This is a genomic window from Pseudomonas sp. ADPe (assembly GCF_014843515.1).
GTDB lineage: Bacteria > Pseudomonadota > Gammaproteobacteria > Pseudomonadales > Pseudomonadaceae > Pseudomonas > Pseudomonas citronellolis.
Window position 1 is genome coordinate 4,018,845 of sequence record NZ_CP062122.1, and the last position, 22,423, is coordinate 4,041,267.

At 67.8% G+C, this 22,423-nt stretch carries 18 protein-coding genes; 8 read left to right on the top strand and 10 right to left on the bottom strand.

All coding sequences use genetic code 11. From position 1 onward, the window contains the following. Positions 1–355: 355 nt before the first annotated feature. The 5 genes from IG194_RS18160 to dksA form a co-directional block, all read right to left on the bottom strand. A complete protein-coding gene (locus IG194_RS18160; RefSeq protein ID WP_058488411.1) occupies positions 356–1,792 on the bottom strand; it encodes a sigma-54-dependent transcriptional regulator in 1,437 nt (478 codons plus the stop codon). A 26-nt stretch (positions 1,793–1,818) separates the two neighbouring features. Further along, complete coding sequence (locus IG194_RS18165) at positions 1,819–4,770, bottom strand: sensor histidine kinase (RefSeq protein ID WP_058070040.1); 2,952 nt, start codon at positions 4,768–4,770, stop codon at positions 1,819–1,821. Further along, on the bottom strand, positions 4,754–4,930 hold the full coding sequence (locus IG194_RS18170) for a hypothetical protein (RefSeq protein WP_003095129.1): 177 nt from the start codon (positions 4,928–4,930) through the stop codon (positions 4,754–4,756). Before IG194_RS18170 ends, IG194_RS18165 begins: the two co-directional genes overlap by 17 nt. Positions 4,931–5,014: 84 nt before the next feature. After that, complete coding sequence (gluQRS, locus tag IG194_RS18175) at positions 5,015–5,902, bottom strand: tRNA glutamyl-Q(34) synthetase GluQRS (protein WP_058488412.1); 888 nt, start codon at positions 5,900–5,902, stop codon at positions 5,015–5,017. A gap of 85 nt (positions 5,903–5,987) precedes the next feature. Beyond that, on the bottom strand, positions 5,988–6,431 hold the full coding sequence (gene dksA, locus IG194_RS18180) for an RNA polymerase-binding protein DksA (protein ID WP_192353595.1): 444 nt from the start codon (positions 6,429–6,431) through the stop codon (positions 5,988–5,990). 191 nt (positions 6,432–6,622) lie between these two features. On the opposite strand from dksA, the gene IG194_RS18185 reads away from it, so the two are divergent. Continuing rightward, complete coding sequence (locus IG194_RS18185) at positions 6,623–7,795, top strand: pyridoxal phosphate-dependent aminotransferase (RefSeq protein ID WP_058488413.1); 1,173 nt, start codon at positions 6,623–6,625, stop codon at positions 7,793–7,795. Then, the gene (gene sfsA / locus IG194_RS18190; RefSeq protein WP_058488414.1) at positions 7,795–8,502 is read left to right on the top strand and encodes a DNA/RNA nuclease SfsA; all 708 of its coding nucleotides are present in this window, start codon (positions 7,795–7,797) and stop codon (positions 8,500–8,502) included. Before IG194_RS18185 ends, sfsA begins: the two co-directional genes overlap by 1 nt. Before the next feature lie 147 nt (positions 8,503–8,649). Here sfsA and IG194_RS18195 read toward each other — a convergent pair whose 3' ends face one another. Together IG194_RS18195 and IG194_RS18200 are read right to left on the bottom strand one after the other, a co-directional pair. Continuing rightward, positions 8,650–8,979, bottom strand: a complete 330-nt coding sequence (locus IG194_RS18195) for a Rieske (2Fe-2S) protein (RefSeq protein ID WP_009612967.1) — start codon at positions 8,977–8,979, stop codon at positions 8,650–8,652. An 82-nt stretch (positions 8,980–9,061) separates the two neighbouring features. Then, positions 9,062–11,272: a TonB-dependent hemoglobin/transferrin/lactoferrin family receptor gene (locus IG194_RS18200; RefSeq protein ID WP_058488415.1), complete on the bottom strand. Its 2,211-nt coding sequence runs from the start codon at positions 11,270–11,272 to the stop codon at positions 9,062–9,064. 185 nt (positions 11,273–11,457) lie between these two features. Here IG194_RS18200 and IG194_RS18205 point away from each other — a divergent pair, with 185 nt between their 5' ends. The 5 genes from IG194_RS18205 to IG194_RS18225 are packed head-to-tail and all read left to right on the top strand — an operon-like array spanning position 11,458 to position 16,114. Continuing rightward, on the top strand, positions 11,458–12,513 hold the full coding sequence (locus tag IG194_RS18205) for a hemin-degrading factor (RefSeq protein ID WP_058488416.1): 1,056 nt from the start codon (positions 11,458–11,460) through the stop codon (positions 12,511–12,513). 10 nt (positions 12,514–12,523) lie between these two features. After that, positions 12,524–13,417, top strand: coding sequence for a heme/hemin ABC transporter substrate-binding protein (locus tag IG194_RS18210; RefSeq protein WP_058488417.1), 894 nt, complete (start codon positions 12,524–12,526; stop codon positions 13,415–13,417). A 50-nt stretch (positions 13,418–13,467) separates the two neighbouring features. Then, positions 13,468–14,451 carry a FecCD family ABC transporter permease gene (locus IG194_RS18215; RefSeq protein WP_099049139.1) on the top strand — a complete coding sequence of 328 codons (984 nt, stop codon included), beginning with the start codon at positions 13,468–13,470 and terminating at the stop codon, positions 14,449–14,451. Next, complete coding sequence (locus IG194_RS18220; RefSeq protein ID WP_058488418.1) at positions 14,451–15,218, top strand: heme ABC transporter ATP-binding protein; 768 nt, start codon at positions 14,451–14,453, stop codon at positions 15,216–15,218. The genes IG194_RS18215 and IG194_RS18220 overlap by 1 nt, the downstream gene beginning before the upstream one ends. Positions 15,219–15,229: 11 nt before the next feature. After that, on the top strand, positions 15,230–16,114 hold the full coding sequence (locus IG194_RS18225; RefSeq protein WP_058488419.1) for a ChaN family lipoprotein: 885 nt from the start codon (positions 15,230–15,232) through the stop codon (positions 16,112–16,114). 805 nt (positions 16,115–16,919) lie between these two features. Here the strand turns inward: IG194_RS18225 and IG194_RS18230 are convergent. From IG194_RS18230 to IG194_RS18240, 3 genes are all read right to left on the bottom strand, one after another. Further along, a complete protein-coding gene (locus tag IG194_RS18230) occupies positions 16,920–17,720 on the bottom strand; it encodes a Crp/Fnr family transcriptional regulator (protein WP_009612954.1) in 801 nt (266 codons plus the stop codon). A gap of 107 nt (positions 17,721–17,827) precedes the next feature. Beyond that, positions 17,828–18,100 (bottom strand): TfoX/Sxy family protein, encoded by a 273-nt coding sequence (locus tag IG194_RS18235; protein ID WP_009612953.1) that lies wholly within the window; start codon positions 18,098–18,100, stop codon positions 17,828–17,830. Between the two features lie 209 nt (positions 18,101–18,309). After that, positions 18,310–19,872 carry an AAA family ATPase gene (locus IG194_RS18240; protein WP_058488420.1) on the bottom strand — a complete coding sequence of 521 codons (1,563 nt, stop codon included), beginning with the start codon at positions 19,870–19,872 and terminating at the stop codon, positions 18,310–18,312. Between the two features lie 219 nt (positions 19,873–20,091). Here IG194_RS18240 and mrcB point away from each other — a divergent pair, with 219 nt between their 5' ends. Continuing rightward, positions 20,092–22,413: a penicillin-binding protein 1B gene (mrcB, locus tag IG194_RS18245; protein ID WP_009612951.1), complete on the top strand. Its 2,322-nt coding sequence runs from the start codon at positions 20,092–20,094 to the stop codon at positions 22,411–22,413. Positions 22,414–22,423: the final 10 nt, after the last annotated feature.

The window sequence follows — 22,423 nt, forward strand, 5'->3', positions numbered from 1 at the left end:
TTTCGATCCAACCGATTTCGCCGCTGCCTCGAGGCAGTTTTATTGTTCTTCGATCGGTTGCGGGATTTCTCCCGCCAGCTACTCTCCTCCAAAAGAATCAGTTAGCTGCGCCTCCGCGATTTTGTTTTTGTTGTGCTGGAGTCGTTACGTGTTGTTTTTGTTCTGTGGTTTCGTGCTTGTTATTGTTGTTGTGCCAATAACAAAGCAGATGCCGTGCCAACTTTTGTGAATCCTTATTTTTCAAGGGTTTAGCTGTAGGAAGGGGTTTCGGGCAGGCACAAAAAAGCCGGGTTATCGTTACCGATGAACCCGGCTTTTGTTACGCGGGATGTCCGCGGTAACAGCTGTGCGCACCTCAGGAGTCGGCCGAGGCCCCCGACTTGCGCCGCGGGATGCCCAGGCGCTGGCGTCGTTCCCACAGGCATTTGCGGCTGATACCCAGCTTGCGGGCCAGCTCGGTCTCGGTCATGTGGTCCTGGTGCTCGAGGACGAAATGCTGGAAGTAGTCCTCCAGCGACAGGTCCTCGGTGGGCTCGTGGTTGTTGGCCGCCACGGCGTTGCGCACCTCCGTCTCGTCGACGAAGTCGTCCTCCAGATCGTCCAGCTCGATGTCGATGCCCAGCAGGTCGGCGGGGATTTCCTGGCCTTCGCTGAGGATCACCGCGCGCTCGATGGCGTTCTCCAGCTCGCGCACGTTACCCGGCCACGGGTAATGGCGGATGGCCTGTTCGGCCTCGTGGGAGAAACTCAGCGGGGCGCGCCCCATCTGCGAGCACTGGCGCGCCAGGAAGGCGCGGGCGATCTCCATCACGTCGCTGCCGCGCTCGCGCAGGGGCGGCAGCTTCAGCGAGATGACGTGCAGGCGGTAATAGAGGTCTTCGCGGAACTGCCCGGTCTTGGCCAGCATCTTCAGGTCGCGGTGGGTGGCGGCGATCAGGCGCACGTCGACCTTCTGCGACTGCACCGAGCCGACACGGCGGATCTCGCCTTCCTGCAGCACGCGCAGCAGGCGGGCCTGGGCTTCCAGCGGCAGTTCGCCGATCTCGTCGAGGAACAGGGTGCCGCCGTCCGCGGCTTCCACCAGGCCGGCGCGGCCGGCGCTGGCGCCGGTGAAGGCGCCCTTCTCGTGGCCGAACAGTTCGGATTCGATCAGGGTTTCCGGGATGGCCGCGCAGTTCACCGAGATCAGCGGCGCCTTGGTGCGCTTGGAGAGGTTGTGCAGGGCGCGCGCCACCAGTTCCTTGCCGGTGCCCGATTCGCCCTGGATCAGGACATTGGAGTCGGTGGGGGCGACCTTGCGGATCTTCGAATACAGCTCGAGCATCGGCGGACAGGAGCCGATGATGCCGATCTCGCCCTCGGCCGGGGCGGCGTTACCGTTACCGCGCTCGCCCGCCGCGCGGGTGTTACCCCGCGCTTCGGCGCTGGCGCCATGGCCTTCCTGGCGGTCCTTGAGGATGCGCGCCACGGCCTGGAGCATCTCGTCGTGGTCGAAGGGCTTGGCGATGTAGTCCACCGCGCCCATCTTCATCGAGTCCACGGCCGAGCGCAGGCTGGCGTAGCTGGTCATGATCAGCACCGGGGTGCCCTGGGCCAGCTTGATCAGTTCGGTGCCGGGGGCGCCGGGCAGGCGCAGGTCGCTGACGATCATGTCGAAGGACGGAATGCTGTAGCGCTCCTGGGCCTCCTGGACCGAGCCGGCCTCGCTGACCTGGTACTGGTTGCGCTCGAGCAACCGTCGCAGGGCGGAACGGATGATGGTTTCGTCTTCGACGATGAGGATATGTGCCATGTATTCAGCTCTCTCGACGTGCTCGTCTACTGCTCGGCCGTCGGGCCAGGATGCCGCGGCAAGGTCACGCGGATGCGGGTGCCGCATTCGCGTTCCGGATCGGCCGGGCTGTCGATGGTGATCTGCCCATAATGCTCTTCCACGATCGAATAGACCAGTGCGAGGCCCAGGCCGGTCCCCTTGCCGGGGTCCTTGGTGGTGAAGAAGGGCTCGAACAGGCGATCGATGATGGACTTGGGAATGCCGCTGCCTTCGTCTTCGACGATGAGGTCGACGGTGTTCTCCGAGGCTTCGCTGCGTACCCGTATGGCGCCGCCGGGCGGGGAGGCGTCGCGGGCGTTGGACAGCAGGTTGATGAGTACCTGGGCGAGGCGCTGGGCATCGCCCTCCACCCAGTGGTCCGGGTCGCACAGGTTGAAGAACTGCACTTCGACGCTGCGCCGGTTCAACGATAGCAAACTGATGGCTTCCTGGGTGACGTCGGCCAGGCACACCGGCTCGGCGGCCACCTGCTTGCCGCCGGCATGGGCGAAGCTCATCAGCGACTGGACGATGCGCGAGACGCGCTTGGTCTGTTCGAGGATCTGCGCGCTGATCTCGGTCAGCTCGCCGTCGCCCTCGCGTTCCTCGCGCAGGTTCTGCGCCAGGCAGGCGATGCCGGTGATGGGGTTGCCGATCTCGTGGGCCACGCCGGCGGCCAGGCGGCCGATGGAGGCCAGGCGCTCGGAGTGGATCAGCTTGTCTTCCAGGGACTGCGTCTCGGTGAGGTCCTCGACCAGCAGCACCAGGCCGCTGTTGCCCGGCGCCAGGGGCTCCTCGATGGCCGCCTTGTGCAGGTTCAGCCAGCGCGTCTGGCCGTCGATGGCCAGGCGCTGCTTGTGCAGGTGCTGGTCGGGGGCCTCGATGAAGCCTTCCAGCAGGCCCTTCCAGGGATCCGGCAGGGCCGACAGGCGCGAGCCGACCACGCGCTGCGCGGGCACCCCGGTGAGTTCCTCGATGGCGCGGTTCCACATCAGCACTTCCTGGTCCTTGGCCAGCGAGCACACGCCCATCGGCAGGTCCTGCAGGGTCTGGCGGTGGTAGCGGCGCAGGGCGTCCAGCTCGGCGGCCAGGCCGGTGAGCCGCGAGTGGTAGTCCTCCAGGCGGCTCTCGATGAAGTGGATGTCCTCGGTGACGTAGCTTTCGCTGCTGGCCTTGTAGGGCAGGAAGGTCTCGACCATGTCCTGGGCCACGCTTGGGCCCATCAGCCCGGAGAGGTTGGCCTCGATGCGGTCGCGCAGGCGGCGCAGGGCGTAGGGGCGGCGCTCGTCGAAGGGCAGGTGCAGGTCGCGCAGGGCCTGTTCCACTTCCTTCTGCGCGGTCTTGGCGCCCAGCGGCTTGGCCAGCTGGCTGGCGAATTCCTGCGGCGAGACGGCGAGCAGTTCGCGGCGCTGCGGGCGGCGCACGTTGTCCACCGCGCAGGCTTCGGCGGCGCCCTTTTCCTCGTCGCTGGGCTCGCTGAACAGCGACACCAGGGTGAACACCAGCACGTTGGCCGCCAGCGAGGCGAGGGCGGCCAGGTGCCAGCTGGCCTCGTCGAGCACGTACAGCGAGTCGAACAGCGGGATGTGCAGGGTCTGCACGTTGCCCATCAGCGGCACCAGCATGGTGGCGCCCCACACCAGCATGCCCGCCACCAGGCCGGCGATGAAGCCGCGGCGGTTGGCCGCGGGCCAGTAGAGCACCGAGAGCGCGCCGGGGAGGAACTGCAGGGTGGCGACGAAGGAGACGATGCCCAGGTTCGACAGTTCCTGCTCCGAGCCCAGCAGCAGGTAGAAGCCGTAGCCGAGCAGGATGATGGTGGCGATCAGCGCCCGCCGCGTCCATTTCAGCCAGCGGTAGATGTTGCCCTCGGCCGGCGGCTGGTACAGCGGCAGCACCAGGTGGTTGAGGACCATGCCCGACAGCGCCAGGGTCATCACGATGATCAGCCCGCTGGCCGCCGAGATGCCGCCGATGAAGGCGGCCAGCGCCAGGGCCGGGCTGTCCACCGCCATGCCCAGGCCGAGGGTGAAGTACTCCGGGTTGGTCGAGGCGCCCAGGTGCAGGCCGGCCCAGAGGATCGGCGGCACCGCCAGGCTCATCGGCAGCAGGAACAGCGGCAGGCCCCAGCTGGCGCTGAGCAGGGCGCGCGGGTTGAGGTTCTCGGTGAAGGTCATGTGATACATGTGCGGCATCACGATGGCCGAGGCGAAGAACACCAGCAGCAGGGTGCGCCAGGGCCCTTCGGCCAGCGGCGTGTGCAGGGTGCTCAGGGCCTCCTGGTTCTGCAGCAGCCACACTTCCAGGCCGTCGGGGCCGCCGAACACGCCGTAGAGGGCGAACAGGCCGATGGAGCCCAGGGCGATCAGCTTGACCAGCGACTCGAAGGCGATGGCCATCACCAGCCCTTCGTGGCGCTCGCGGGTGGCGATGTGGCGGGCGCCGAAGAGGATGGCGAACAGGGTAATCAGCGCGCAGAACGCCAGCGCCGCGCTGTGGGCGTCGGCGCCGCGGGTCAGCAGGCTGATGGAGTTGGTCACCGCCTCGATCTGCAGGGCCAGCATGGGCAGCACGCCGATCAGCATGAACAGCGTGGTCAGCGCGCCGGCCCAGGTGCTGCGGAAGCGGAAGGCGAACAGGTCGGCCAGCGACGACAACTGGTAGGCGCGGGTGATGCGCAGGATCGGGTAGAGCAGCACCGGGGCCAGCAGGAAGGCCCCGGACACCCCCAGGTAGATGGCCAGGAAGCCGTAGCCGTACTGGTAGGCCAGGCCGACGGTGCCATAGAAGGCCCAGGCGCTGGCATAGACGCCCAGCGACAGGGTGTACACCAGCGGATGGCGCACCAGGCGGCGCGGCACGTAGCCGCGCTCGGTGATCCAGGCGACACCGAACAGGGTGGTGAGGTAGGCGGCGCTGATCAGGATCAGCTGGGTGAGGCTAAAGCTCGTCAGCATCGCGCTGGCTCTGCAGGATGAAGGTCACGACTATGAGAATCAGCCACAGCAGGTAAGGGCGATACCAGGCGCCGTTGGGGTCGATCCACCAGTCCATGATGGCGGGCGAGAACAGGTAGATGCCCACGACCAGGAGCAGCACCAGTCGGTAGATGTACATGTCATGCCTCTCGTTGTGCGGACGGCAGGCTACAGGCAGCCGATGGGCGCCTGCAAGCCGGGGCGCATGGCCCCTCCCATCATCTTAGAGCCGGGCGTCTTCCAGCGTCAGTACGCGGGGGATGCGCGCGGCGTCCCAGTGCGCCACGCCCCAGGCCAGCACCTCGGCCGGGGTGGCGCCGGCCAGTTCCGCCGGCGCGGCCTGGCCCAGGGCCTTCAGGGCGCGCAGCAGCAGCGGGGCGGCCTGCTCGGCGGCCAGCGGCGGCGAGCGGTAGGACTTGCCCAGCTTGTGGCCGTCGGGCTGGACGATCAGCGGCACGTGCAGGTAGCGCGGATGGGGCACGCCGAGCAGTTCCTGCAGGTACAGCTGGCGCGGGGTGTTGTCGAGCAGGTCGGCGCCGCGGACGATGTCGGTCACGCCCTGCCAGGCGTCGTCCAGCACCACCGCCAGTTGGTAGGCATAGAGGCCGTCGCGGCGGCGGATGACGAAGTCGCCCACCGCGCGGCCCAGGTGCTGGCGGAACTCGCCCTGGACGCGGTCGACGAAGGCGTATTCCAGCTCCGGCACGCGGATGCGGATGGCCACCTCGCCATGCCAGTCGTGGCCGGCGTTGCGGCAGGTGCCGGGGTAGATGCCGCCCGTGCCTTCGAGTTGCTTGCGCGAGCAGGTGCAGGCGTAGGCCAGGCCGCTGCGCAGCCACTGCTCGACCACCGCCGCGTAGGCTTCGCCGCGCTCGCTCTGGCGTTCCACCGGGCCGTCCCATTCGAAGCCGTAGCGCTCCAGCGTCTGCAGGATGGCGGCCTGGGCGCCGGGCATTTCCCGCGGCGGGTCGAGGTCTTCCATGCGCACCAGCCAGCGCCCGCCAACGGCGCGGGCGTCGAGGTAGGAGGCGACGGCGGCGACCAGCGAGCCGAAATGCAGGTAGCCGCTGGGGGTGGGGGCGAAGCGTCCGGTGTAGCGGGAGTCGGGCATGGCGCAGGCTTGTGGTCAGGGGCGGGGAGCGCCGCACAAACGCGACGGGGCGCCTAGGCGCCCCGTTCGCGAAAAGCCGCCGGCATCAGGAGCCGAGCTGCTTTTCCTTGATTTCCGCGAGGGTCTTGCAGTCGATGCAGAGAGTCGCGGTGGGGCGGGCTTCGAGGCGGCGGATGCCGATCTCCACGCCGCAGGAGTCGCACCAGCCGTAGTCGTTGTCCTCGATCAGTTGGAGGGTCTCGTCGATCTTCTTGATCAGCTTGCGCTCGCGGTCGCGGGCGCGCAGTTCGAGGCTGAACTCCTCTTCCTGGCTGGCGCGGTCGGCCGGGCCCGGGAAGTTGGCCGCTTCGTCCTGCATGTGGTGCACGGTGCGATCGACTTCTTCCATCAGCTCAACTTTCCACTTGTTGAGGATGGAGGTGAAGTGGGCGCGCATGCGCTCGCTCATGTACTCCTCGCCCTTGGTTTCCTGGTAGGGCTCGAAGCCACGAATCAGTTGGCTGCTCTGCTGTTTTGCATTGGTGGGCATGTGTGGCCGCCTCTCACTCTCGCTAATCCTGTCGCGGATGGTCCCTCTCCGGTCGACGCCGGCCCCGCGCTCGCAAGCGGGCGAACTTACCAGATCGATAATCGCGATGCTACTCCCGGTTGTCGAGCCTGCTGCCACCCGCCGATGGCTTGGTTAGAATCGCCTCTTCGTCGCAAAGTTCGGTATTTCCCATGGTTTCTTCCTTCAGTGCCCGCAGCCGCGCCATCGAACCTTTCCACGTCATGGCGTTGCTGGCGCGAGCCAACGAGCTGCAGGCCGCCGGTCACGACGTCATTCACCTGGAGATCGGCGAGCCGGACTTCAGCACCGCCGCGCCCATAGTCGCCGCCGGCCAGGCCGCATTGGCCGCCGGCCATACCCGCTACACCGCGGCCCGCGGCCTGCCGCAGCTGCGCGAGGCCATCGCCGGTTTCTACGCCTCGCGCTACCGCCTGGCCATCGACCCCGAGCGCATCCTGGTCACCCCGGGCGGTTCCGGCGCCCTGCTGCTGGCCAGCAGCCTGCTGGTCGACCCGGGCCGCCACTGGCTGCTGGCCGACCCCGGCTACCCGTGCAACCGCCACTTCCTGCGCCTAGTGGAGGGGGCCGCGCAACTGGTGCCGGTCGGCCCGCAGAGCCGTTACCAGCTCACCCCGGAGCTGGTGAGTGCGCACTGGAATCAGGACAGTGTAGGCGCTTTGCTGGCATCGCCGGCGAATCCTACCGGCACTTTGCTGCACAAGGATGAACTGGCCGCGTTGTCGCAGGCGCTGAAGGCCCGCGGCGGGCACATGGTGGTGGACGAGATCTACCACGGCCTGACCTACGGCGTGGACGCCAGCAGCGTGTTGGAAGTGGACGACGAGGCCTTCGTCCTCAACAGTTTCTCCAAATATTTCGGCATGACCGGCTGGCGCCTGGGCTGGCTGGTGGCGCCGCCGGAGGCGGTGGGCGAGCTGGAGAAGCTGGCACAGAACCTCTACATCAGCGCCCCGAGCATGGCCCAGTACGCCGCGCTGGCCTGTTTCGAGGAAGGCACCCTGGCCATCCTCGAAGAGCGCCGCGCCGAGTTCGCCCGGCGCCGCGACTACCTGCTGCCGGCCCTGCGCGAATTGGGCTTCGGCATCGCCGTGGAGCCGGAAGGGGCCTTCTACCTGTATGCCGACATCAGCGCCTTCGGCGGCGACGCCTACCGCTTCTGCCAGCACTTCATCGAGACCGAGCACGTGGCCTTCACCCCGGGGGTGGACTTCGGCCGCTATCAGGCCGACCACCACGTGCGCTTCGCCTACACCCAGAACCTGGAGCGCCTGGAACAGGCGGTGGAGCGCATCGCCCGCGGCCTGAAGAGCTGGCGGCCCTGATGCGCTTCGCTCCGGAACTGGAAGAGGCGCGCCTGCTGCGCCGCTACAAGCGCTTCCTCGCCGATATCGAAACCGCCGGCGGCGAGCAGTTGACCATCCACTGCCCGAACACCGGTTCCATGCTCAACTGCATGAGCGAGGGCTGCCGGGTGTGGTTCAGCCGCTCGGACGACCCCAGGCGCAAGCTGCCGGGCACCTGGGAGCTGAGCGAGACGCCCCAGGGGCGCCTGGCCTGCGTCAACACCGGGCGCGCCAACCGCCTGGTGGAGGAGGCCCTGCTGGCCGGGAGTGTCGCCGAACTGGCCGGCTTTGCCGCGCTGCGCCGGGAAGTCGCCTACGGCGTGGAGAACAGCCGCGCGGACTTTCGCCTAGAGTTTGCCGCCGGGCCGGTGTTCGTCGAGGTGAAGAGCGTCACCCTGGGCTTCGACGCCACGCCGGTGGCGGCCTTCCCCGATGCGGTCACCACCCGCGGGGCCAAGCACCTGCGCGAGCTGGCGGCGCTCGCGCGGCAGGGCACCCGCGCGGTGCTGCTGTATTGCGTGAACCTGTCCGGCATCGATGCGGTGCGCCCGGCGGAGGAAATCGACCCGGCCTATGCCGCGGCGCTGCGCGAGGCGCGTGACGCTGGCGTCGAGATGCTGGCCTACGGCGCGGACATCGACGTCAGCGAAATCCGCCTGAGCCGGCCGCTGCGCATCGAGCTGTAGGTCGCTCGGAGCCTGTCTACGATCTCGTGAGCTAGAGCAGAACAAGGCTAAAACAAGCGAGAGAGCGCAGTTTAGTCCGCTAAATGAGTATCGCTCGCCTGTTTTTAACGCAGTTATGCCGGCGCGCAGCAGGTCGTAGACTGGTTCTCAGTCATCCTCGGGCAGGCTTATCCACAGCCCCTGCTCGTCCTCGCGACACGGCAGGCTGTCGAGCACCTCGCCCAGGCAGGGGCCCTGGATGCATTCGCCGGATTCGATGAGGAACAGCGCGCCGTGGTGGGCGCACTGCAGCAGCGCGCCACTGGCATCGAGAAAGCGGTCGGCCTCCCATTCCAGGGGCACGCCGCGGTGCGGGCAGCGGTTGCGGTAGACATGGACGCGGCCCTGGCGGCGCACGGCGAAGACCTTCAGGCCTTCGACCTGGAAGCCGCGGGTCCGCCCCTCGGCCAGCTCGCCCGGATGGCACAGCCGGATCATCCGGACGCTCCCGGCGCCGACAGCAGGGCGCAGGGCGCCCTCTGACGTCGGGATAGGGTGCACGTCCTTGTGCTGAAGCTGGTCAGATCTCCCAGATCAGGTTGGCCGCCGCGTAGCGGCCGGGCTGGGTGTAGCGATCCAGGCTGGGGCTGTTCTCGGTGAGGCCGCGTACGTCGCCCCATTGCCAGTACTTCTTGTCGGTGAGGTTGAACAGGCCGGCGTTGAGGGTCACGCCGTCGGTGATCCGCACCCAGCCGCTGAGGTCGAGCAGACCATAGCCGCCGGGCTTGAATTGGCCGGGGACTTCGTTGTCGTCGATGCGCTGCTTGGCCTGCACCAGGGTCCAGGTCAGCTCGCTGCCGAAGCGTCCACCGGGCGCATCATACCCCAAACCGAACACGCCCTTGAGCGGGTCGACGCTGTTGATCGGCTCGCCGGTTTCCTCGTCCTTGCCGCGCGCGTAGGACACGGCGCCGCGCAGGCGGGTGCCGTCGGGCAGGCCGGCGGCCAGGTGCAGGTCGAGGTCGCCGCGGGCCTCGGCGCCGCGGATGGTGACCTTGTCCAGGTTGGTGTACTGGTAGGTCAGGCGGCCGTTGCCGGTGGGGTCGTTGGGCAGGGTGACCTGCTCGATGAAGTCGTCGTAGCGGTTGTAGAACAGGGCGACGCCGAAGCTGCCCATGGCGTACTTGCCGCGCAGGCCGATCTCGTAGCTGTCGCTGGTTTCAGGCTTCAGGTCGGTGTTGGCGATGGTCTGGTAGCCGATGGCGGTGTTGACGAACTCGCCGAAGATATCCACCGGTTCGGGTGCGCGGAAGCCGGCGGCGTACTGGCCGTAGACGCTGTGGTGGTCGTCGATGCGGTAGGTCACGCCGAACTTGGGCGACAGCGCGTGATCGCTGAAGTTGGACGGGTTGGTATCCAGCGGGTTGCTGTTCAGGTAGCGCTGGCTGACCTCCGGGCGCATCTCGTAGTAGTCGTAGCGCAGGCCCGGCAGCAGGGTCCAGCGGCCGATGTCGATGCTGTCCTGGATGAAGACCGCGTATTCGTGGGTGACCGGGTCGGGGAAGTCGCTGAGCGGGAAGGTCTCGCTACCGAAGGCCGGCGGCACCGGCTGGCCGTTGCTCTGGAAGGTCTCGCCGCCCTTGCGCAGGTCGCTGCTCTCCAGGCGCTTGAGATCGAAGCCGTAGATCAGGTGATGCTGGGTGTCGGCCAGGGCGAACCGCTTGTCCAACTGGCTGTTCAGGCCCCAGAGCGTTTCCTGGTATTGCGAATCCCGGGTGCGGTCGCGCAGGCGGCCGCCGCTGAAGCGCTCCTGGTAGGTCTGCTGACGGATCTGGCTGTCCTGATAGTTGAGCTGCCACTGCACCAGGTCGGCCAGCGCGCTGTCGAGCTGGAAGCGGTGCTGCAGGCTGATGCGCTCGCGGTCGGTGCTGTCGTTGGCATCGGAGGTGCGGGTGGTGCCGGTGGCGCTGTATTCGTTGAGCAGGCGGGTGTCGGCGTCGTCGGCGTAGCGCTCGTAGGCCAGCTGCAGGCGGCTGCCTTCGGCGTAGTCCCAGCCGACCTTGGCCAGCAGGTTGTCGGTGTCGAAGTCCACCGGGTTGGCTTCGCCGCGGCTGCTGCCGATGCCGCCCTGGCCGCCGAAGGTCTCGGTGTCGTGGCCTTCGCGGCGGCTGATGGTCAGCAGGCCGTCCACCGGGCCCTGGCGCCCGGCGAAGGTGGCGCTGCCCAGCCAACTGTCGTCGGAGCCGTCGTAGCCGGTCTTGAAGCGGGCGTAGAAGTCCTTGCCGTCCTCCAGGTAGTCCGCGGCGTCCTTGGTCAGGAAGCTCACCGCGCCGCCCAGGGCGTCGCTGCCGTACAGCGAGCTGGCCGGGCCGCGAAGTATTTCAACGCGTTTCACGGTGTCCAGGTCGATGTAGTTGCGCCGCGCATCCATGAAGGGGCCGAAGGCGAAGGCGCCGGGGACGCCGACGCCATCCACCTGGGTCAGCACGCGGTTGCCGCCGATGCCGCGGATGGTGAAGCCCGACAGGCCGAAGCGGCTGCCGCTGCCGCTCACCGACACGCCGGGCTCGTAGCGCACCAGTTGCTTGATGTCGTTGGCGTTGTTGCGGTCGATGTCCTGCTCGGTCTGCACGCTCACGGTGCTCGGCACCGCATCCACGGGCTGCTCGCTACGGGTCGCGGTGACCGTGGTCTCCCCGAGGGAAACTGCGTTGTCCGCCAGAGCGAGGGAAGGGCTCAACAGCAGCAGGGCCAGCCAGTGTCGGCGGGCGAACGGAGGCGTGATCGACATGGGATACCTGTTTTTCTTGGAAATGGCAGATGGCAAATGGCCGTTGGCAGAAGGCGGCGCAGACCATAATTCTTCTCAAATCTAAATGCAAATTATTATCAAATAGATTTATTAAATTCGTTGTGGCACAGTTCGTCGGTGCCGCCGCGATGCGGCAGGTCCCCTTGCGAACGAGGATTTCTGCGATGACTACCCTTTCCGCGCCGGCTTCCGAGCTGTACCGCGCCTGGCAGGCGCTGCGTGCCGAGAAACCGCGCCTGCGCGCCCGCGATGCCGCGCAACACCTGGATGTGAGCGAGGCCGAGCTGACCGCCAGCCGCCTCGGCGTCGATGCCGTGCGCCTGCGCCCGGAATGGGCCGCGCTGCTGCCGGCCCTCGGCGAGCTGGGCCCGATCATGGCGCTGACGCGCAACGAGCACTGCGTGCACGAGCGCAAGGGGCCGTACCAGGAGGTCACCGTATCGGGCAATGGGCAGATGGGCCTGGTGGTGTCCCCGGACATCGACCTGCGTCTGTTCCTCGGCGGCTGGGGCAGCGTGTTCGCCATCGGCGAGGAAACCGCCCACGGCACCCAGCGCAGCATCCAGGTGTTCGACCGCCAGGGCACCGCGGTGCACAAGGTGTTCCTCACCGAGCACAGCGACGTCGCCGCCTGGGCGCCGCTGGTGGAGCGCTTCCGCGCCGAGGAACAGAGCGAGCGCCTGGAGCTGCGTCCGGCCGAGGCGAAAGCCGCGCCGCTGGCCGACGGCGAGATCGACGTCGCTTCCCTGCGCCAGGGCTGGGCGGCGCTGAAGGACACCCACCACTTCTTCGCCCTGCTGAAGAAGCACAAGGCCGAGCGCACCCAGGCGCTGCGCCTGGCCGGCCGCGAATGGGCCGAGCCGCTGGACGTCGCCGAGCTGCCGCGCCTGCTGGAGGCTGCGAGCCAGGCCCGCCTGCCGATCATGATCTTCGTCGGCAACGCCCACTGCATCCAGATCCACACCGGCACCGTGGACAACCTGAAGTGGCTGGACGACTGGTTCAACGTGCTCGACCCGCAGTTCAACCTGCACCTGAAGACCTCCGGCGTGCGTGAGCTGTGGCGCGTGCGCAAGCCGAGCAGCGACGGCATCGTCACCAGCTGGGAAGCCTTCGACGCCGACGGCGAGTTGGTCCTGCAGGTGTTCGGCGCGCGCAAGCCGGGTGTGCCGGAACTGCAAGAATGGCGTAGCCTCGCCGAATCCTTCGCGGCCATCTGAGGAGGCAACCATGACTGCGCGTCCCCTGCTGGCCGGACTGTTCGCCGGGCTGTGCCTCGTTGCCTCCAGCGCCATCGCCGATACTCTGCCCAAGCGCTGGGTGAGCGCCGGCGGTTCGCTGAGCGAGTGGGTGGTGGCCCTGGGCGGCGAGTCGCGCCTGGTCGGCGTCGACACCACCAGCCTGCACCCGGCCAGCCTCAAGGCGCTGCCGAAGATCGGCTACCAGCGCCAGCTGGCGGCCGAAGGCATCCTGGCGCTGAAGCCGGACATCCTCCTCGGCAGCGAGGAGATGGGGCCGCCGCCGGTGCTGCAGCAACTGCGCGCGGCGGGCGTGCGGATCGAAACCCTGTCGGCCAAGGCCGACGAGAAGACCGTGCACGACAACCTGCTACGCCTGGGCGAGCTGCTGGGCACGCCCGAGCAGGCCGGCAAGGCGGCGGCGGACTTCCAGGCGCGCCTGGCGGCGCAGCAGGCCTGGGTGGCCAAGGCCCAGGTCGGGCAGGCCGCGCCGGGCGTGGTGCTGCTGGTCGGCAACGCCGGCGGCAGCCTGCTGGTGGCCGGGCAGGATACTGCCGGCGACTGGATGATCCAGCACGCCGGCGGGCGCAACCTGGCCAGCCACAAGGGCTACAAGGCGTTGTCCGGCGAAGCCCTGACCGCCCTCGATCCGCAGGTGGTGGTGCTGGCCGACCGCAGCCTGGATGGCGACAAGGCCCGCGCGGCGCTGATCCGCCAGAACCCCGGGCTGGCCGCTACCCGCGCGGCGCGTGAGGCCCGCGTGCTGGTGCTCGATCCGACGCTGCTGGTCGGCGGTCTCGGTCCGCGCGTTCCGGACGCATTGGCCAGCCTCTCCCAGGCCTTTTATCCTTCCGCGCAGGCCCTGAACCCGGAAGGTCGTCCTTGACTGCGAAGCACGCTGCCCGACCGCTGTTCCTGCTCCTTGGTTTTCTTCTGCTGCTGGTCCTCTGGCTGTCCCTGGCCCTGGGGCCGGTCAGCCTGCCGCTGGGCGACACGCTGCGGGCGCTGGCGCGTCTGTGCGGCCTGCCGGTGTCCGCCGACGACCTCGGCCAGGCCGAGCTGATCGTCGGGCAGATCCGCCTGCCGCGCACCCTGTTGGGCATCGCCACCGGCGGCGTGCTGGCGCTGGCCGGGGTGGCCATGCAGGGGCTGTTCCGCAACCCGCTGGCCGACCCCGGGCTGATCGGGGTGTCCAGCGGCGCCGCGCTGGGTGCTGCCATCGCTATCGTCTTCGGCGCCTCCATGGGGGGCCTGCCGGAAGCCTTCGCGCCCTACCTGCTGTCCGCCTGCGCCTTCGGCGGCGGTTTGCTGGTGACCGCGCTGGTCTACCGGCTCGGCCGCCACAATGGGCAGACCAGCGTGGCCACCATGCTGCTCGCCGGTATCGCCCTCACCGCGCTGGCCGGCGCGCTGATCGGTCTGTTCACCTACCTCGCCGACGACGCCACGCTGCGCACCCTGACCTTCTGGAACCTCGGCAGCCTCAACGGCGCCAGCTACCCGCGGCTGTGGCCGCTGCTGCTGGTCACGCTGCTGGTGGCCTGCTGGCTGCCGCGCCGGGTGGATGCGCTCAACGCGTTGCTGCTGGGCGAGTCCGAGGCGCGCCACCTGGGCTTCGACGTCGAGCGGCTGAAGGTCGAACTGATCCTCTGCACGGCGCTGGGCGTTGGCGCCGCGGTGGCCGCGGCCGGGCTGATCGGCTTCATCGGCCTGGTGGTGCCGCACCTGCTGCGCCTGATCGTCGGCCCCGATCACCGGGTGCTGTTGCCGGCCTCGATGTTCGGCGGCGCCATCCTGCTGCTGCTCGCCGACCTGGTGGCGCGCCTGGCGCTGGCGCCGGCGGAGCTGCCGATCGGCATCGTCACGGCGCTGATCGGCGCGCCCTTCTTCCTTTATCTGCTGATCCGGGGGCGTTCCTGATGCTGACGGCGGAGAACCTGACGGTGAAGCGTGGGCATCAGGTGGTCCTGCAGGGCGTGAGCCTGGCGCTGCAGCCGGGCGAGGTGCTCGGTGTGTTGGGGCCTAACGGCGCGGGCAAGAGCACACTGCTGGGCGCCCTCAACGGCGAGCTGCCGCTGGCCGGCGGCAGCGTGAGCCTCGATGGCCGCGCGCTGGATCAATGGCAGGGTACGGCGCGGGCGCAGCGCCTGGCGGTGCTGCCGCAGTCCTCGTCGTTGAATTTCGCCTTCAGCGTCGAGTCGGTGGTGGGTTTCGGCCGGCTGCCCCACGACAGCGGCCGCCAGCGTGACCTGCAGATCATCGGCGATGCCATGGCCGCCGCCGATGCCTCGCACCTGGCCGGGCGCAGCTACCTGTCGCTGTCCGGCGGCGAGCGCCAGCGCGTGCACCTGGCGCGGGTCCTGGCGCAACTGTGGCCGGGTGGCGCGGAACAGGTGTTGCTGCTGGACGAGCCGACCTCGGCGCTCGACCCCCTGCACCAGCACACCACCCTGCATGCGGTGCGCGAATTCGCCGGCCGCGGCGCCGCAGTGCTGGTCATCCTGCACGACCTCAACCTCGCCGCGCGCTACTGTGACCGTCTGCTGTTGTTGCACGATGGCCGCCCGCACCTGTTCGGTACGCCTGACGAGGTGCTACGCGCGGAACCGCTGCGCCAGGTGTTCGGCCTGGACGTGCTGGTGCAACGACACCCCGAGCGCGGCCATCCGCTGATCGTTGCCCGTTGAAAGGAGTTCGCATGAAATACCTGCTGATCCCGCTGGTGGCGCTGTTGGCTGCCTGCCAGAGCCTGCCGTCCGCGCCGCCCCTGCCGGCCTGGCAGAGCCCCGAGGGCCGCGACAGCGCGGAGCTGGGCGTCATCCGCGACCTGCGCAGCGGTCAGGCGCTGACCCCGGAGCAATTGCTGGAGCGCTTGCAGGGGGCACCCCGCGTGCTGGTCGGCGAGCAACACGACAACCCGGACCACCACGCCCTGGAGCTGTGGCTGGTGCGCGCCCTGGCCCAGCGCCGCGAGCAGGGCAGCGTGCTGCTGGAAATGCTCAATCCCAACCAGCAGCAGCGGGTGACGGCAGCCCAGGAGGCCAGCGCTGCCGGCAAGGCGCCGCAGGACCTGTATGCCGCATTGGCCTGGCAGCCGGGCTGGGACTGGTCGCTCTACGGCCCGATGGTGACCTGGCTGGTCAAGCAGCCGGCGCCGTTGCTGGCGGCCAATCTGGACCGCAGCGAGATCAAGCGCATCTACGGGGAGCAACCGGCCCTCGCCGGTACCCGTTCGACGGCCGAGGAAGTCCGCCGGGTGCTGCTCGACGACATCCGCGAGTCCCACTGCGGCCTGCTGCCGGAAAGCCAGATGCCGGCCATGCTGGCGGTGCAGCAGCAGCGCGACCGGCGCATGGCCGAACGGCTGAAGGCGGCGCCTGCTCCGGCCGTGCTGATCGCCGGCGGCTTCCACGTCCGTCGTGACCTGGGCGTGCCCCTGCACCTGGAAGACCTGGGGGCGGGGGAGGGCATGCAGGTGCTGATGCTGGCCGAGGTCGGCAAGACGGTGTCGCCGCAGCAGGCTGATTACGTCTGGTACACGCCGGCGCTGCCGCCGCAGGATCATTGTGCGAAGTTGCGTTGATGCGGGCGGGAGGGCTCCTCTTTTGTAGGAGCGAGCTTGCTCGCGAACAGCGCTCCCGGCTGCGTTGGTGTTTCGGTGGTATTCCGTTCCCTCTCCCCAGCCCTCGGCTGCGCGCCCCGCCCTGAAGGGAGAGGGGGCTAGTCCGTGCCGAGAGAAGGCGTGGTTTCAGCCGGTAATCTCTGTGCTAGCCGGCTAACGCCGAAACACCAACGCACTCCGAACGGTTCCCTCTCCCTTCAGGGAGAGGGTTAGGGAGAGGGCGTTCTTCAGAACAGGCGCCGAAGCCACCGGTAGAACACCCTTCGCGAGCAAGCTCGCTCCTACGAAAAGAAATCCCCCCATGACTTTCCTCCAGGCAAAAAAAGACCCGGCGATGAGCCGGGTCGAAACCGTGATTAGCCTGATGAGGAGATAATCTGATCGTCCGACTGCGTGGTCGCTCAGCTTACCGACTGGCCTCGCGACCAGTTGAGTTAATAATAACAATTATCATTCGCGAGTCAATGCTTTTTTCATCGCCCCGGCAATTTCCGGCGAACGGTCAGAGGGAAGCGGCCCTGGAAAAAACGCGGGCAAAAAAAGACCCGGCGATGAGCCGGGTCGAAAACCGTGATTAGCCTGATGAGGAGATAACCTGAGTGTCCGACTGCGGTAGGGCTCTCAGCTTACCCGCCGACCTCGCGGCCAGCTGTGGTAATAATAACTATTATCATTTGTGAGTCAACAGCATTTCGCAAAAAAAGTCCGCCCTGCTGAAATGACGAAGCCCGGCACATGGCCGGGCTTCGTCTGGATCGGGCTTCGGCTAGCCGGCGCCGAGCTGCAGGCGCAGTTGGGTGACCTCGCGGTTGAGCAGGTCGATGCGCCGGGCCATGCCCTCGATCAGGCTGTGGGCGATGCGTGGGTTGCTCTGCATCAGGCTGAGGAACTGGTCCTTGGGGATCACCATCACGGTGCAGGGCTCGCTGGCGACCACGCTGGCGCTGCGTTTCTCGCCGGTGAACACGGCCATGGCGCCGAAGATCTCGTCCTTCTGCACGTCGCCGACCTTCTGCCCGTCGACGAAGGCCTCGGCATGGCCCTCGATGATGATGAACACATGCTCCGCGTCGTCGCCCTGCTGTATCAACTGGTCGCCGGCGGCGAAGTGGCGGAAGCCGGTGGACGGGCGGATGTCCGGCTGCTTGAGGTGCGCCAGGGCATCGGAAAGCAGGGCGGTGTGGCCGATCAGGTAGTGTAGGAAGAGTTCCTGGCGCTGCTCGTCGGCGTGGATGTGGCGGAACACGTCGCTGCGCGAGTAGGGCACCAGGCACAGCGGCTCGTCGCTGGTGTAGCGGCACGGCGGCAGGTCGATGCCCTGGCGCAGTCCCACCAGGTCGCCCTCTTGCAGGTAGAACAGCGGGCGTTCGTCGACCAGCGCGTGGAGCAGGCCGTTCTCGATCAGGAACAGCTGCTGGTTCGGCAGCTCGGCCGACAGGTCGTCGGTACGTTCCAGGCGGATGGGCTCCGCGCAGGGGGCGAGGCCGGAAAGCAGCTGGGCGGGAATCCCCTGCAGACGGCTGATCAGCTGGTCGGCATAGGCCGGTTGTTCACCGAGTAGGTACATGGGCCGTAATTCCTTGGACGGACGTTGGCGGTCGGGGCGCACGAAGGGCCCTGAAACGATAGGGTTCTGGCCCGCGGCCGTAAATCATTTCCTGGAAGGCTTGTGAGCTAACTCTGATTCCTTTGAGGAAAAGTCTCCAATTGGCCCAATAGTTCGGCCTTGTGCGCCGGCGGCAGGTCGTTCCAGTGGACGTCCAGCAGGGCGCCCTCGATGGCATAGAGCAGCACCTTGGAGGCCCGGAAGCCGCGGGCCCGAACGGCGCGGTAGGCGCCGACCGCCCCCAGGCGGCGGAGGTCGGAGGCGTTGTGGATGCCCACGGCGTGCAGCCACTGGGCCGAGGTCTTGCCGAGATTCTTCAGATGCAGCAGTTCGTCGTTCATCGTCGGTCCTTGCGATGCGGCACACGGGGTGGGTCATGCATGGCGGCGAGGGCCGTGAACTGCTGGAGACGGCCGGCTCACTTGACGATGAAGTGTAGCGGGCCCTTGGCGGGGCAATGTGGCTTTGTGATATCGGCAGGCGCCAAAGCGCCCTCGGCATGACGAACGGCAGCCCGGGCATCGATCGTGCCCGGGCTGCGTCGAGGGGGTCAGATGCCCGGCAGGCGCTGGCGGATGCTTTCCACCAGGGTATCCAGGCTGGCGCTGTCCTGGGTGTCGACGCGCTTGCTGTGGGCCTGCTCGTCGGCGTCCAGGGCTTCGCGTCCGGCCTGTTGGGCCTGCACCACTTCGAGGGTGGCGTCGGACGGGTCGCCGCCTTGCGCCTGGCGCTGGGCCAGCCAGCCGGCGATCACGCTTTCCGGCGCCTGGCAGTCGAGGATCAGGTAGGGCACCCCGGTGTCGTCGGCGATATGGCGCGCGGCCTGGCGCTGGGCGTGCTTGAGGAAGGTGGCGTCGAGCACCACCGGGTAGCCGGCGCGGAGGATGTCGCCGGCCAGGGCGTTGAGGCGCTCGTAGGTGGCCGCGCTGGATTCGGGATTGTAGATGCCGCCTTGCAGGGCGCCGCGCTGGGCTTGCTGCTGTTCGCCGAACAGGCGCTTGCGCTCCACGTCCGAGCGCAGGCGGATGGCGCCCAGGGCCTCGACCAGGCGCAGCGCCACCGAGCTCTTGCCCACCGCGGAAACGCCCATGGTCAGGGCCAGGAAGCGCGAGGGGATGGCGCTGTAGCTCTCCGCCAGGTTGGCGTAGTTGCGGTACTGGCGCAGGGTCGCGGCCTTCTGCACGGCGTCGTTCTGGTGGGCCAGGCTGAACAGGGCGATCTTGGCCCGCACCAGGGCGCGGTAGGCCTTGTAGAAGTTGAGGATTTCCAGGGACTGGTAGTCGCCGGTCTGCTCCAGGTACTGGCTGACGAAGCGCCGCGAATGGCACTTCAGGCCGCGGTCCTCGAGGTCCATGGCGAGGAAGGCGTAGTCGGCGCAGACGTCGGTGAAGCGGAACGGCTCGTTGAACTCGATGCAGTCGAACAGCACCACCTGGCCGTCGATCAGCGCGGCGTTGCCCAGGTGGATGTCGCCGTGGCATTCGCGGATGAAGCCGTTCGCCTTGCGCGCCTGCAGCAGCGCTTCCAGGCGGTCGTAGGAGCTTTCGGCCCAGGCTTCCAGGGCGTCCAGCTGCAGCAGGTCGGCCTTGTCGCTGAGCAGCGGGCGGATCTGCTCGAAGTTCTGCCGCACCGGCGCCATCACCGCCTCGGCCGAGCCCAGCGGGTTGTCCTGCGGCACCTGCGGGGTGCGCAGGTGGAAGCCGGCGATCTGCTTCGCCAGGGCGTCGATGTGCTCGGAGCTCAGCTCGCCGCGCGTCTGCACCTCGCTGAGCAGGGCGTTCTGCGGGAATTCGCGGCACTTGAGCGCGTATTCGATCGCCGGGCCTTCACCGCCCAGTTGCGGCGCGGCCTCGCTGCCGGTGATCGGCAGCACTTCCAGGTACAGGCCTTCGGTGAGGCGCTGGTTCAGGCGCAGTTCCTCCTCGCAGAAGTGCTTGCGCGCCGCGAGGTCGGTGAAGTCGAGGAAGCCGAAGTTCACCGGCTTCTTGATCTTGTAAACGTACTGGCCGGTGAGCAGGACCCAGGAAATGTGGGTTTCGATGACCCGCACCTGCTCCACCGGGTGGGGGTACAGGGCAGGGTTCTGCAGGGCAGCGATCAGAGTCTGGCTCACGGGATATTGTCCTTGGCTGTCCGGATTCGGGAGGCAGGCATTATGGCGGCATCGCCGGTGGCTGCAAACTTGCCTGGCGCCGCAGGCAACCAATCGGCCGCCCGCTGGTCGAAGCTGCGTCGCTTTGGCCGGGGCACTTCCGCGCGCCTGCGACAGAGCCCGGACACCGCCTCGCGCGGCGTCTGTCCCCTGTGGATAAAGTACGTATAATGCGCCGCCATGACGCGTCCCCGATCCCCCCGTTCCCGTAAGAATCAAAAAGCAGCTCCGTCGCGCAAGTGGTTGGGCTGGCTGCTCAAGCTCAGCCTCGTCGGCCTGGTCGTGCTGGCCGGTTTCGCCGTGTACCTCGATGCGGTCGTGCAGGAGAAGTTCTCCGGCAAGCGCTGGACCATCCCGGCCAAGGTCTATGCCCGGCCGCTGGAGCTGTTCGTCGGCCTGAAGCTGAACAAGGACGACTTCCTCCAGGAACTCGGCGCCCTGGGCTACCGCCGCGACGGCACGGTCAGCGGCCCGGGCATGGTGGCCGTGTCCGGCGGCACGGTCGACCTCAATACCCGCGGCTTCCAGTTCTACGAGGGCGCCGAGCCCGCGCAGCGCATCCGCGTGCGTTTCTCCGGCGACTACGTGGCCGGCCTGTCCCGCGCCGACGGTTCCAAGCTGGACGTGGCGCGCATGGAGCCGCTGCTGATCGGCGGCATGTACCCCTCGCACAACGAAGACCGCATCCTCATCAAGCTGGACGAGGTGCCGCCGTACCTGGTCGACACCCTGGTGGCGGTGGAAGACCGCGACTTCTGGTCCCACCACGGCGTCTCGCTGAAGTCCATCGCCCGCGCCGTCTGGGTCAACGCCAGCGCCGGGCAGCTGCGCCAGGGCGGCAGCACCCTGACCCAGCAGCTGGTGAAGAACTTCTTCCTGACCAACGAGCGCAGCCTCAGCCGCAAGCTCACCGAAGCCATGATGGCGGTGCTGCTGGAGCTGCACTACGACAAGCGCGAGATCCTCGAGGGCTACCTCAACGAGGTGTTCCTCGGCCAGGACGGCCAGCGTTCGGTGAACGGCTTCGGCCTGGCCAGCCAGTACTTCTTCAGCCAGCCGCTGGCCGAGCTCAAGCTGCCGCAGATCGCGCTGCTGGTGGGCATGGTCAAGGGGCCGTCCTACTACAACCCGCGGCGCAACCCGGAGCGCGCCATGGAGCGGCGCAACGTGGTGCTCGACGTGCTCGCCGAGCAGGGCGTGATCACCCCCGAGCAGGCCGCGGCGGCCAAGCAGGCGCCCCTGGGCGTGACGCGCCAGGGCAGCATGGCCAACAGCTCGTACCCGGCGTTCCTCGACCTGGTGAAGCGCCAGCTGCGCCAGGACTACCGCGAGGAAGACCTGACCGAGGAAGGTCTGCGCATCTTCACCAGCTTCGACCCCATCCTGCAGTACAAGGCGGAAACCGCGGTCAGCGAGACCTTCAAGCGCTTCGCCGGGCGCAAGGGCCTGGACCAGACGGAAACCGCGATGGTCGTGACCAACCCGGAGACCGGCGAGGTGCAGGCGCTGATCGGCAGCCGCGATTCGCGCTTCGCCGGCTTCAACCGCGCGGTGGACGCCACCCGGCCGATCGGCTCGCTGGTCAAGCCGGCGGTCTACCTGACCGCCCTCGAACGGCCCAGCCAGTACACCCTGACCACCTGGATCCAGGACCAGCCGTTCTCCATCAAGGGCAAGGACGGCCAGGTGTGGACGCCGAAGAACTACGAAGGCAGCTCCAACGGCACCATCTTCCTCTACCAGGGGCTGGCGCGTTCGCTGAACCTGTCCACCGCCAAGCTGGGCCTGGACCTGGGCGTGCCCAACGTGCTCAAGACCCTCGAACGCCTGGGCGTGCAGGTGGACTGGCCGGCCTACCCGTCGATGCTGCTGGGCGCCGGCGCCATGACGCCGATGCAGGTGGCGACCATGTACCAGACCATCGCCAGCGGCGGCTTCAACACCCCGCTGCGCAGCATCCGCAGCGTGGTCGCTGCCGACGGCCAGCCGCTCAAGCGCTATCCGTTCCAGGTCCAGCAGCGCTTCGACTCGGGCTCCATCTACCTGCTGCAGAACGCCATGCAGCGGGTGATGCGCGAGGGCACCGCGCGCTCGGCCTACAACCAACTGCCGTCGAACCTGACCCTGGCGGGCAAGACCGGCACCACCAACGATTCCCGCGACAGCTGGTTCTCCGGTTTCGGCCAGGACCTGCTGGCGGTGGTCTGGCTGGGCCGCGACGACAACGGCAAAACGCCCTTCACCGGCGCCACCGGCGCGTTGCAGATCTGGACCAGTTTCATGCGCAAGGCCGACCCCCTGCCGCTGGACATGCCGATGCCGGATAATGTCAGCATGGCCTGGGTCGATCCGCGTACCGGCCAGGGCAGCGACGCCAATTGTCCGGGCGCCGTGCAGATGCCCTATATTCGCGGAAGCGAGCCGGCGCCCGGCGCCGGCTGTGGCAACAACCAGACGCCGGCCGGCGAGGTCATGGACTGGGTCCGTGGCTGGCTGAACTGAGGCGAGAGGA